Annotated in this window: 11 protein-coding genes; 10 read left to right on the top strand and 1 reads right to left on the bottom strand. The window is 37.3% G+C overall.

Annotated features, from left to right (window positions below):
- Positions 1-37 precede the first annotated feature (37 nt).
- Positions 38-1,255 (top strand): multidrug effflux MFS transporter, encoded by a 1,218-nt coding sequence (locus B9T30_RS09550; protein WP_086184779.1) that lies wholly within the window; start codon positions 38-40, stop codon positions 1,253-1,255.
- 58 nt (positions 1,256-1,313) lie between these two features.
- On the opposite strand, the gene B9T30_RS09545 is transcribed toward B9T30_RS09550, so the two are convergent.
- Positions 1,314-2,021, bottom strand: coding sequence for a nitroreductase (locus B9T30_RS09545; RefSeq protein WP_086184778.1), 708 nt, complete (start codon positions 2,019-2,021; stop codon positions 1,314-1,316).
- Positions 2,022-2,411: 390 nt separating this feature from the next.
- Here B9T30_RS09545 and B9T30_RS09540 point away from each other — a divergent pair, with 390 nt between their 5' ends.
- The 9 genes from B9T30_RS09540 to B9T30_RS09500 all read left to right on the top strand — a co-directional run bounded on the left by B9T30_RS09540 (position 2,412) and on the right by B9T30_RS09500 (position 11,940).
- Positions 2,412-3,743 carry a DcaP family trimeric outer membrane transporter gene (locus tag B9T30_RS09540; RefSeq protein ID WP_086184777.1) on the top strand — a complete coding sequence of 444 codons (1,332 nt, stop codon included), beginning with the start codon at positions 2,412-2,414 and terminating at the stop codon, positions 3,741-3,743.
- Positions 3,744-4,340: 597 nt separating this feature from the next.
- Positions 4,341-5,582: a sodium/glutamate symporter gene (gene gltS / locus B9T30_RS09535; protein ID WP_086184776.1), complete on the top strand. Its 1,242-nt coding sequence runs from the start codon at positions 4,341-4,343 to the stop codon at positions 5,580-5,582.
- 359 nt (positions 5,583-5,941) lie between these two features.
- Positions 5,942-6,934 carry a patatin-like phospholipase family protein gene (locus B9T30_RS09530; RefSeq protein WP_086184775.1) on the top strand — a complete coding sequence of 331 codons (993 nt, stop codon included), beginning with the start codon at positions 5,942-5,944 and terminating at the stop codon, positions 6,932-6,934.
- A 326-nt stretch (positions 6,935-7,260) separates the two neighbouring features.
- A complete protein-coding gene (locus B9T30_RS09525; RefSeq protein ID WP_086184774.1) occupies positions 7,261-7,452 on the top strand; it encodes a hypothetical protein in 192 nt (63 codons plus the stop codon).
- Between the two features lie 378 nt (positions 7,453-7,830).
- Positions 7,831-8,346 (top strand): acyl-CoA thioesterase, encoded by a 516-nt coding sequence (locus B9T30_RS09520; protein WP_074944010.1) that lies wholly within the window; start codon positions 7,831-7,833, stop codon positions 8,344-8,346.
- A 138-nt stretch (positions 8,347-8,484) separates the two neighbouring features.
- Positions 8,485-9,054 carry a TetR/AcrR family transcriptional regulator gene (locus tag B9T30_RS09515; protein ID WP_086184773.1) on the top strand — a complete coding sequence of 190 codons (570 nt, stop codon included), beginning with the start codon at positions 8,485-8,487 and terminating at the stop codon, positions 9,052-9,054.
- Positions 9,055-9,078: 24 nt separating this feature from the next.
- Complete coding sequence (locus tag B9T30_RS09510) at positions 9,079-10,266, top strand: MFS transporter (protein WP_171264154.1); 1,188 nt, start codon at positions 9,079-9,081, stop codon at positions 10,264-10,266.
- Between the two features lie 12 nt (positions 10,267-10,278).
- Positions 10,279-11,172 (top strand): LysR substrate-binding domain-containing protein, encoded by an 894-nt coding sequence (locus tag B9T30_RS09505; RefSeq protein ID WP_086184771.1) that lies wholly within the window; start codon positions 10,279-10,281, stop codon positions 11,170-11,172.
- 153 nt (positions 11,173-11,325) lie between these two features.
- The gene (locus tag B9T30_RS09500) at positions 11,326-11,940 is read left to right on the top strand and encodes a glutathione S-transferase family protein (protein WP_086184770.1); all 615 of its coding nucleotides are present in this window, start codon (positions 11,326-11,328) and stop codon (positions 11,938-11,940) included.
- The last annotated feature ends 79 nt before the right edge of the window (positions 11,941-12,019 follow it).

Below are 12,019 nucleotides of genomic sequence, written 5' to 3'. Positions count from 1 at the left end.
TGTCTTCAAAGCTATCATTTAAAAATTAAATATCCATATGTCTGTACAACAGTCTGCTCCACAATATTCCACAGCATGGATAATGCTGTTGGCACTATTGACATCCTTAGGTCCACTTTCTATAGATATGTACTTGCCCGCGTTGCCTCAAATGGCACAAGATTTTGGCGTAAGTACACAAATGGTTGCCAATACCTTACCTGCATATTTTTTAGGTTTAGCATTGGGACAATTGGTTTATGGGCCATTGAGTGATCGAATTGGACGTAAAGCACCACTGTATTTTGGTTTAATCCTTTATATTGTGGCAAGCATGTTATGTATTTTTGCGACCAATGAATGGAGTTTAATTGCAGCACGTATTTTACAGGCGGTTGGTGGTTGCGTTGGGGTGGTGATTGCTCGCGCTGCGATTCGTGACCGTTTAGATATGCATGCTTCTGCACAAGCTTTTGCCAGTATGATGATTGTGATGGGGATTGCCCCAATTATTGCACCCAGTTTGGGGGCGATGGTGCTTAAGTTTTTTTCTTGGCATGCCGTTTTTGTATTTTTGACTTTGATGGGTGTCGTCTGTCTCTTGTGCGTACATTTTTTCTTTAAAGAAAGTTTAGCGCCTGAACGTCGTTTAAAGTTAAATATCAACCAAATTCTAAATTTATATGCAGTGATTTTAAAAGATGAGAGTTTCCGTTGGCCCATGTTGGCGGGTTGTTTTTCTGGTGGCATTTTATTTTGCTATATCAGTTCATCAGCTTCAGTACTCATGGATGACTATGGTTTAAATCAACAACAATTCGCTTATGCTTTTGGTCTAAATGCTTTTGGTATTATGTTGTTATCGACCCTCAATAAAAAACTTGCCTATAAGTTTTCAGTACTGAATCGTTTGAAAATGGGCGGTATGCTACAGCTGTTCGGTGCATCTATTTTATTTATTGTGGGTTTATTCAGTCATAGTCCTCTGTGGATTGTTTTTATCGGCATGTTTTTGGCTGTTTCAGGCATCGGTTTTACTGGGCCGAATGCTATGGCTTTAGCCATGTCTGAGCAAGGTGCGCGAGCAGGAACAGCCAGTGCTATTATGGGCAGTATGCAATTTGCCTGTGGTTTACTTGGTGGGGTGATTTTGAATTTTCTGGTTTGGAATGCACTTTTGAATATGGGGATCTTAATGTTGATTTTTGTTGTCATTACACTGGTTGCCATTACGAAATTAACGCCACCTGTACAGCATCAAAGCCCTCATCGCTAATCTAAAATAAAAAAAGAGACCTTCAATTAGGGTCTCTTTTTTATTGGCATGAATTGAATTATTGATCTAAGAAAACAGTAAATTCTTCAACGGCAATACGTGGGGTAATAAAAGTATTCACAATATCATCTGTATTGGCATAACCTAAAGCAATGGTACAAACCAATTCTTCATCTTCAGGTGCACCCAGTACATCCAGTACAATTGGATGAAAATGATTCCATGCTGCTTGAGGGCAGGTATCGAGACCACGTGCTTTTGCTGCAATCATGACATTTTGAATCATCATGGCAATATCCATTTTAGAACCAATGCCCATGGCTTTGTTGACGGTAAAATACAAGGCAACGGGTGCATCGAACAATTGGTAATTGCGCAGTTGTTGGCGCGCCATTTTTTCTTTTTCACCTTTTTGGATGTTTAATAAACCATACAAGCCCCAGCCATTTTCACGGCGGCGGTCAATGAAGGGTGAAATCCAATTTTCTGGGTAATAAGCAAAGGTTTCTTGATATTGGCTGGCAAGTTCAGGTTGTGTAAATAGCTCGATTTGTGCTTTACAAACACGCTCTACCATTTCATCACGTTTTTTCCCAGTCACGACATAGATTTTCCAAGGTTGTGTGTTGGTTCCTGACGGTGCGCGACTGGCTACGCTCAAAATATCTTTGATGATTTGAGCGTCAACCGTTTTATTGAGAAAAGCACGAACGGAGTGGCGTGAGGTAATGGCATCATCGACATGGTGAACTTGTTGCAAATTCATGAAAATTCCTTTTTTAAAGCAGTTTTTTAGCTGAACTTTACTATATACATTAGTCGAATATTTGTACGCAATACTTTGTGTGAATAATAGCTAAGCTTAAGAATATATTCATTATTTTTAAATAAACCTAAACAAATAAGATAGTTTTTCAATCGTTGTTTGACAAAACTGATATTAATAAAGCAGAGAACTTGATAGATTGATAGTTACATATGGTTTACATATGTTGCACTTTTATAATATTTTAAGCTTTTTTCACTGTACTAATAGCAGAAAATGCAATGATTTTTGAAGCTTTTTACAAAAATGAATCTATATTTTTTCATTCATTTGTTGAGTTTTTCAGGGTTGTTTATGCACGGATGCGAGATATTTAAATTGGAGATTAGAATGAGTCGCTTACTCAACCGTAAATTTATGGCTAAAAGCCTAGCATTAGCCGTGACTGCTGTAATGGTAAGCACAGCACATGCTGGTAAAGCTGAGCAAGAACAAATTCAACAACTACGTAAAGAAGTTGATGCATTAAAATCTTTAATTCAACAACAACATCAAGTTCAGCAGCAGCAACAAACTCAAATTGAACAAGTAAAAGCGCAGCCTGTACAAATTGCAGCAGTAGCAGTAAAAGCTGAATCGCCACTTACAGGTTTTAAATCTAAAGCAGGCGCGAATGTAAACCTTTATGGTTTTGTCCGTGGCGATGCTAACTACATTATTGAAGGCGCGGATGACGACTTTAATGCAGTACATAAATCTGGTTCTACTGGTGCTCCATTAGTAAATGATAAATTACGTGCAACGGCTAAAACCACACGTATCGGTTTAGATTTCAATACACCTGTTGGTGATGCAAAAGTGGGTGGTAAAGTTGAAGTTGACTTTGCCAGCGCTGCTGAAAATTTACGTATCCGTCATGCTTATTTAACCTATAACGATTGGTTATTTGGTCAAACAACATCGAACTTCCTGTCGAATCATGCGCCTGAAATGATTGATTTTAATACCAACCTTGGTGGTGGTACAGCACGTGTTCCTTTGGTTCGTTATGGTGTTAAATTAGCGCCTGCAACACAATTATTTATTTCTGCTGAGAAAGGTAATAGCTTAGCAACTTTAGCAAGTGCAACAGGTTCTGACCGTATTACTGGTACAGCAGCTGATGTGAAATACCGTTTGCCTACATTGACTGCTAAGTTAACGCAAGGTTTTGCCGAAGGCAAAGGTTCTGCTTCAGCTCGTGCATTGGTTGAAAATTATAAATCGGCTGTTGCTGATGATAATGAAACTGGCTGGGGTGTTGCAGCAGGTGTTAATTATCAAGTATCTGCGCCATTGAAAGTATCCGCTGATATTTCTCATGTTGTTGGTAATAGCAACTATTTATACGGTGCTAATTCAGCTTATGCTGTGAATACAACGAATAACAGCATTGAACAAAATGAATTTAATGCTGTGCAAGTCGGTGCAACATACAAATTCTCGCCGAATTTCCGTTCGACTTTAGCATATGGTGCAATTTTTGCTGATGATGATACTGATTATGCAACGCTCAACACTGCGGGTAATGAAAAAGTTCAACAAGCATGGGTTAACTTTATCTATACACCTGTTGCGCCAATTGACTTAGGTGTTGAATACATCAATGGTAAGCGTGATACATTTGCTGGACAGTCATTCAAAGATAACCGTGTAGGCTTGATGGCTAAATATAGCTTCTAATAATTTAAAAGTTAGACAGAGCAAAAGAGGCGATTAATTCGCCTCTTTTTTATTTAATTTTCGAAAGTATTAATGATGGTTTATTAAAAAATATTCAAATTTGAACCTTATATAAAAAACAATAATTTACAGTAATTGATAAAATTGTAAAAAACTAAAGACATTAATAACTAAATCTGCATAATGTATCCTCTTTTTTGAACATTACTTACTGTAATATCTTTATTATTGTGGGTGATGTATGTTTATTTTCGCATACCCTGCGTGAATTAGCATGACCAGGACTAGAAGCTTTAGATGAGATAATCTCTCATGAGTCAGTCGGTTAGTTGGCATCAAATGAAATGATACTTTTGTTTTGATCGCTAGAACGTAGTAACTCGCATTGTCTTTTTTTATGATTTTCCATCATGATGGAAAAAATCATCTCGCTGTCCTGTAGTTTCATCAAAAATGAATTTTTGTTCTTATACCTTTTTGTTGTATAGCTTTCATTGTGGTTGGGTATTTACCAAATGATGCTTGAAGTTTCATTTCTTTCAAGCGCTAATAAGGCTATAGAACAAAAAGAATCCAACTATTTTATGGACAATAATGATGGAATTTACTTTTAATGCCTTTTATACGCTGATTGCAGCGGTAATCGTTCTTTTATTAGGACGTTTTCTTGTCAATAAAATTGATTTTTTAAAGCGCTATAATATCCCAGAGCCAGTTGCAGGTGGTTTAGTTGCCGCGATTGTTTCATTGTTTGTACACAATATTTGGGGTTTGAGTATCTCGACCAGTAGTGCATTACAAACCAGTTTTATGCTTATTTTCTTTGCTTCTATTGGTTTAAGTGCAAACTTTGCTAAGTTAAAAGAAGGCGGTATCGGACTGGTTATTTTCCTCGTCTGTGTTGCCTCGTTTATTGTGGTACAAAATTTTGTTGGTATTGGCTTGGCGACTTTATTGGGTATTGATCCTTTAATTGGTCTGATTGCGGGTTCAATTACACTCACGGGCGGTCATGGTACAGCTGGTGCTTGGGGTGAGATTTTAGAAGTACAGCATGGTATTCAGGGTGCATTAGCTTTGGGTATGGCAAGTGCGACTTTTGGTCTAATTATTGGCGGTATTATTGGTGGTCCTTTAGCTAAAATGTTGATTAATCGTCATCAACTGGCTATCTCTCGTACCAATAAACAAATTGCTGATCGTGATTCAACCCTCAATGCTGATACCGACTCGACTGAGTTTACTCAATTTGAATATCCGCATCAGGTTCGTTTAATTACGGCTGATAATGCGATTACTACTTTGGGTATGTTCGCAGCGTGTTTAGCATTTGCTGAATTTATGACGGGCTTTAGTAAAGGCACTTGGTTTGAACTTCCGACCTTTGTTTGGACGTTGGCTGGTGGGGTGATTCTACGGAATTTTCTAGAAGGAATTTTCAAAGTAGAGATCTTTGACCGCGCAATTGACGTATTTGGTAATGCATCATTATCACTTTATTTGGCAATGGCATTACTTTCATTGAAGTTATGGTTATTGAGCGATTTGGCTGGCCCATTGGTCATTATCTTAGGTGCGCAAACCTTGACGATGGCGCTTTATGCGGCATTTGTAACTTTCCGTGTGATGGGTAAAGACTATGATGCTGCAGTACTTGCTGCGGGACATTGTGGTTTTGGTATGGGAGCAACACCGACTGCCGTAGCCAATATGCAGGCCATTACCAATATGTACGGCCCATCGCATAAAGCTTTCTTGATTGTTCCATTATGTGGTGCATTCTTTGTCGATTTAATTAATGCGACAGTGATTCAGCTTATTCTTAAGTTTTTTGCATAAGCCTTAATATTGCTATGAAAAGCCTGTTTTTCAGGCTTTTCTTTTTTTTTGGCAATGCTGCTATTACGCAAAGCTAACTCAATCAGTGCTGTATTCTAGAATATTTAGGCTTTAAGCGTATTGAGTAAAACTTGAGAAAATGTACAGCAGGGCTGCGCAGTGAAAGGCGAGTGAAGTTAAACAAAGTCAGGAAAATAGTGCGATAATAAAGAGGAGAGATGGGCGGATTTACTTGGGTTGGTCTTATACAGATTAATCATTTTAGATGACAGTTTAACGAAATACTACAGTGTAAAAAATGGATCGTTTCTACACTATACAACTTTTAAAAGCTAAGCTTATTTATCATTAGGTGATTCATGATCAAGATCAAATATGGTTTTATTGCTTTCGCAGTATTTAGTGTTGTGGGCTGCCAAACGATGCCGCAGTCCAAGATTACTGTGGGCTCTACAGGCCTATCTGAATCACCGAGTGTTGAGGCTCAAGTTCGTGCAGATCGGATCAATTTTAAAAAAATAAAGCAACAACAAAGTCGTCCCATCGTGGCTTTGGTACTCGGCAGTGGTGGTGCACGCGGCTATGCCCATATCGGTGTGATTAAAGTCTTGGAACAACAAGGTATTCGACCGGACTTTATTGTGGGTACGAGTGCAGGAAGTATTGTCGGTTCAATTTATGCAAGTGGTAAAACAGCCGATGAATTGCGTGACATTGCGCTGAATATGAAAGCCAATGATGTACGTGATATCAAACTGGACATGAAAGGTTTTTTTGATGGCAAAAAAGTTGAAAATTATGTCAATCAACAAGTGAATAATACGCCTTTAGAATTGCTTAAAACGCCAATGTATGTGGTGGCGACAGAATTAAAAGAAGGCAAAAAAGTGGTATTTAATTATGGTAACACTGGGCAAGCTGTACGTGCGTCAGTGTCTATCCCAAGTATGTTTGTTCCCACAAAAATTGGTGAAGATGAATATGTCGATGGGGGCTTAGTCAGTCCTGTACCTGTCGATGTTGCTCGTGATTTAGGCGCAGATATTATTATTGCAGTCGATATTTTAGCTCAACCGATGCATACCGAAACCAGCAATGTTTGGGGAATGTTTAATCAAAATATTAATATTATGCAGAACCACTTAGCCAGAGAAGAGCTTAAACATGCAAATATCGTGATTCAGCCTGATTTAAGAGAGAAGGGACATATTTTTGATGTCAAAGGTCGTGAAATGACCATACAAGCGGGTATTGATGCAGCACAAAATCAATTACAGCAAATTTCAACGGTCTTTAATCAAAAACAGATGCTACAAGGGCAGAAGCTTCAGCAATTCAGTGTACATGATTAAGTAAACTGATGACTGCAATGATGCAGGTAGATTCAGCAAGTTTAAAATGAGTTTTTTTAGTTAGTTTTGTTTTTATTATTCTTTAAGCTGATGAGTGAAATTTTTTGATCGTAAAGTAATTTTATTTGAGTGGGTGATATTGTAAAAGTAAACTAATGAGTTAATATTTTTCATGAAAATAAATTAAGTAGCTAAAGGTCTTATTTTATATAATTTTTAGATTAATACTTTTTGTTCAACTATTTAAGTTTACCCTCTATGAGAAAGTCAATAAACTTCATCTCAATAAATTTGATACAAAAACCTGTATCTATAAGGATGGTTAAATGAATAAGAGTAATCCAAAGATAGAAAAAATTACCATAGGTCATAAAGTCAAAATGGCCGCCATGGAGCATCTGGTTTTTACCGTGATTTCGGAAAATACAGATGGCACATATGGGATTGAAACACAGTTAGATCCGCAAAATGTGCTGAATTATGGAAATATTTCTCAAGAGATGTTACGTAAAGTATAAGTATTTGCTTCATCTTGTTTATTCATTTTCATCTTGGTTATTTAATATATTAGACAGTACGTGCAAATGGATTTGCATTCATGCTTGATCCGTAATAGGCAGAGCATAAGAGGATGAACTGAGAAGATTTTCAATTCATCGGTGGGTATTTTTTGTAATAATTCTTTTTGAGCATTTATTCTATAAATCAGTGATATATGAAAAATACATAATATACAGTGATTTAGGTTGATTTTGAGTGTATTTCTTAGAATGCTACTTTTTTAACTATAAATAATAATGATGATTTTATTGTCAATTGGGACATTCAATTTCTTTGAAAAACGATATAATAATAGTTACATATACTATTGTCTGTTAAAGAGTCTAGAGAACGCGATGTCCCCATTAGATCAAATTGCTCCAGCATTAGATGACCAAGCTGAATTAACCATGTCAGTATTAATGACCCCTGATATGGCAAACTTTTCAGGTAATGTTCATGGTGGAACAATTTTAAAATTGTTGGATCAAGTCGCTTATGCATGTGCTAGCCGCTATTCAGGTTGCTATGTCGTGACTTTGTCGGTCGATAAAGTGAATTTTAAAGAACCGATCCATGTTGGTGAATTGGTTACTTTCCTTGCTAGCGTAAACCATGTTGGTCGGACTTCAATGGAAATCGGGATTCGTGTAGAAGCGCAGAACATTCAAAAGCGTACTGTACGTCATACCAATAGTTGCTATTTCACCATGGTTGCGGTCGATAAAAGTGGTAAGCCACAACAAATTCCTGCATTAAATTTAGACAATGATTGGAAACGTTGCCGTTTTGAGGCTGCCGAACATCGTAAAGTGGCACGTTTACAAGAAAGTCATCATCCATCATGTAGTATTTATAAGAAAACTTCATAATGTTTAGCATTATCGATTGAATAAACAGACTGCTTCTAAGCGGTCTTTTTTTTGATTCAAAAATAAGATTTACGCTATACAGGCAGCATAAATCAGCATAATATAAAACGATACGTATCGTTTTGTTTGGGTGGTGTAATGACTGAAGCGGAAAAAACTTCACGTCGTAAGCAGTGTATTTTAAATGCAGTGTCTGAGGCATTAGAAGAATATGATTATAGTCATTTAACTGTAGAAGACATTGCTGCACGTGCAGGGGTGGGTAAATCTACGATCTATCGCTGGTGGAAGCATAAGTCCGATTTAGTCTTAGATGCGTTTAAAGAACAAACTGCACCTGTATTTGAGTTAGATTTTCAACAAAGTTTGGCATTTAATTTTAATCAGCAACTTTTAAAGTTATCACAAGCATTAAACCATCCTGTGGGGCGAGCCTTATTGGTGGTGATGGCGGAACATCGTGAAGCGGCTGGTGAATTCTTTAAACAGTATTTATTACCACGCCGTGAGCAAATGCGTAAGTTGATTCAAGTTGCCATTGAGCGGCATGAAATTATTGCGGAATATCCTTTTGAACTGATGCTCGATACGCTTTATGGCCCAATCCATTATCAAATTATTTTCTTTAATCGAATACCTGATCAAACCTATATTGAACATCTGGTCAGTTTAGTCATGCAACCGATTCTTGTTCAAAACTCGCCATAGCTATGCAGTAAGTTGGTCATTATGATTACCACAACCACTGAGCGTTTATGGAATCGCTCTTTTATCTTGTGCCTTTTTAATAATTTGTTTTTATTTACTTATTATTATGCGCTACTGACCATTTTGCCAATTTATATCATGAAAAATTTAGGTGGAACGGTAAAAGAAGCGGGTTTGGCATTGACCTTATTTTTGGTGTCTTCGATTGCGGTTCGTCCATTTTCTGGACTGATTGTTGAAAAATTAGGAAAGAAAATAGCGTTCCGTGGTTCAGCGTTTTTATTTGTACTTTTTGCGTTCAGCTATTTATTTGCCGATAGTTTGTGGGCTTTATTGGTGATTCGTTTTATTCATGGTATTTGGTTTAGTGTTTTGACTACGGTTACAGTGCCTATTGCCAATGATTTTATTCCCGATCATCGTAAGGGCGAAGGCATGGGATATTTCGTTATGTCGACTAATCTTGCCGTAGTATTTGGGCCATTGTTGGCATTAACGGTTATCCAATTTACTGATTTTAAAAACCTATTTTTAATTTTAGCCAGTGTGGTTTGTCTGGGCTTTATGTTCTGCCTGATGGTTCCTGTATTCAAAAATCAGATGGCTTCAAGCGATGATCAAGGCGTAGGAAAGCGTCTGGGTTTTCATGACATTATTGAAATGCGTGTCGTGCCTATCGGTTTTGTTGCTTTGCTCACTGCATTTGCTTACGCCAGTATTATGAGTTTTATTACCGCATATAGTGAAACTCAACAGCTGCTTGCCTATACCAGTTTATTTTTTATTGTCTTTGCCCTTTCGATGATGATTGTACGTCCTTGGGTGGGCAAAATTTATGACCGTAAAGGTGCAAGTGCGGTGATTTATCCGTCCTTTATTTTCTTTGCGATTGGTTTGGTCATTGTCAGCTTTATCTCCAATCAATGGATGCTTTGGCTCTCTGCTATATTTATTGGTATTGGCTATGGTTCATTATTTCCATGTTTTCAAACGGTGGCTATACAGTCTGTGCCTAAACAGCGCATGGGCCATGCAATTTCGACCTTCTTTACCTTATTTGATTTAGGCATGGCGATGGGTTCAGTGGTCCTTGGTTTGATTATTGCCTACTATGGTTATCAAATGACTTATCTATGCTGTGCTGTCATTACTGTGGCAACCTTATTTGTCTATAAATACACCGTTTCAGCAACACTTAAACAACCCAAATAAAGAGGTACGGCCGTGGAATTACGTCATTTACGCTATTTCGTTGCAGTGGCAGAAGAGCTGAATTTTACTAAAGCTGCACAACGTATGTGCACGGTACAACCTTCTTTAAGCCAGCAGATTAAAGACCTTGAACAAGAGGTCGGTGTGCAATTGCTGATTCGCTCGAATCGCAAAGTCGAACTGACTGAAGAAGGTAAAGCATTTTTAAAAGAAGCCTTGTTAAGTTTAGAGCATGCTGAAAAAGCCATTCAAGATGCACGGAAAATTGCCAATTTAAACAAAGACCAACTGAATATTGGTTTTGTTCCCGTGGCGGAAATGAAAATTTTCCCTTATATAATGCCGAATATTCGGGCGCATTTTCCTGAAATTAAAATTAATTTTCATAGTTTGACGGATGCAAATCAATTTAAAGCGTTAAAGAAAGGTGATATTGATATCGCTTTTACGCGCTATGTGGATGAGTCGAGTGAACTTGAGCATGTACAAATTTTTAGTGAGCCATTGGCTTTAATTGTTCCCAAAGACTCCGCAATTTCCGCGCAGCGCCATGTCAGTATTAAGAGTTTTAATCAGCAAGATTTTATTATTAGTGATGAAGTTGCATCGCCACAACTGCATAAAATTATTACGGATTTCTTTAAGCAGTCCAAACTGAATGTAAATGTGGTACAACAATCGACCAATATTTTATTGAATGTCAACTTAGTGGGAATGGGAGTGGGTTGGAGCTTGGTGCCCGCTTATGTGATTCCGCTTTTAGGCGATAAAATTGTGGTAAAAAATACTATTGAGCCGTTGCCGATGATTGACCTGCATGCAAGTTATCGTAAAGGGCAAAAAAATGAAGTCATTGAACTGATTTTAAAAATATTAAAAGAGCAGTTTTATATGGGCTTTTTTTAAAAAGCTAAGCATTAAAATCCTAAATGTTGCGCGATGCTTTAAAAAAGCAGAAGCATCGTGAGCGATTACACACATCACATAACAATAATGCACAAACTGTTTTAGCTCTTTATACTCAAACTCTAAAACAACAATATAGGCATGATAATAATGATGAAGTTATATAACAATGTACAATCACGTGGCATGACACTTTTTCCTTTGTTCAAAGAGCTGGGAATTGAAGAGCAAATTGATCAAATTCAAATTGCTTATGAAGATATGCATAAAGCAGATTATTTGAAAATTAATCCTATGGGGAAAGTCCCTTGTTTGGTCGATCAAGGCATCGTAATTTCTGAAACGGCTGCAATATTTACCTATCTGGCCGATAAATATATTGAAAAGGGTTTGGCACCCGCATTGGATGATCCAAAGCGCGGGGCATATTTGAAATGGATGTTTTTTTGTCATGGTCCTTTGACTGAATATATGGATTTGCGCAGCCTTGAAGTATCGAATGAACAAATTGAACAGAAAAAACGAGGCTTAGCATTTGGTGATCAAGAAACCTTATTTGCCTTTTTAAAACAGGGGATGCAGCAGGCGAATCCTTATTTGCTTGGGGAAAAAATTTCAGCCGTAGATTTATATGTGGGTTACTGGCTGGTTTTTGCCATTGCCTTCAAAATCTTACCTTATCTTGATGAGTTCAAACCTTTTCTTGAATTGATTGAGCAGCGTGATTCGATGAAAGATGTGGTCTGGTTTCAGAAATTAAATGGCTAATCTTTTTTTTTATATGGTTAATTTAATGATCCAGATGAAATAAAAAGACCACGCTTTTGCGTGGTCAGATCTGTAAATA

Origin of the sequence: Acinetobacter sp. ANC 4973, assembly GCF_002135275.1 — a bacterium.
Classification (GTDB): Bacteria; Pseudomonadota; Gammaproteobacteria; order Pseudomonadales; family Moraxellaceae; genus Acinetobacter; species Acinetobacter kyonggiensis.
Note: the sequence above shows the minus strand (reverse complement) of the source record. Positions and strands in the feature narration are given on the sequence as shown.

Excerpts from the sequence above, each read along its gene's own strand:
- B9T30_RS09550 (WP_086184779.1), top strand. The coding sequence starts at position 38 with ATGTCTGTACAACAGTCTGCTCCACAATATTCCACAGCATGGATAATG.
- B9T30_RS09545 (WP_086184778.1), bottom strand. The coding sequence starts at position 2,021 with ATGAATTTGCAACAAGTTCACCATGTCGATGATGCCATTACCTCACGC.
- B9T30_RS09540 (WP_086184777.1), top strand. The coding sequence starts at position 2,412 with ATGAGTCGCTTACTCAACCGTAAATTTATGGCTAAAAGCCTAGCATTA.
- gltS (WP_086184776.1), top strand. The coding sequence starts at position 4,341 with ATGGAATTTACTTTTAATGCCTTTTATACGCTGATTGCAGCGGTAATC.
- B9T30_RS09530 (WP_086184775.1), top strand. The coding sequence starts at position 5,942 with ATGATCAAGATCAAATATGGTTTTATTGCTTTCGCAGTATTTAGTGTT.
- B9T30_RS09525 (WP_086184774.1), top strand. The coding sequence starts at position 7,261 with ATGAATAAGAGTAATCCAAAGATAGAAAAAATTACCATAGGTCATAAA.
- B9T30_RS09520 (WP_074944010.1), top strand. The coding sequence starts at position 7,831 with ATGTCCCCATTAGATCAAATTGCTCCAGCATTAGATGACCAAGCTGAA.
- B9T30_RS09515 (WP_086184773.1), top strand. The coding sequence starts at position 8,485 with ATGACTGAAGCGGAAAAAACTTCACGTCGTAAGCAGTGTATTTTAAAT.
- B9T30_RS09500 (WP_086184770.1), top strand. The coding sequence starts at position 11,326 with ATGAAGTTATATAACAATGTACAATCACGTGGCATGACACTTTTTCCT.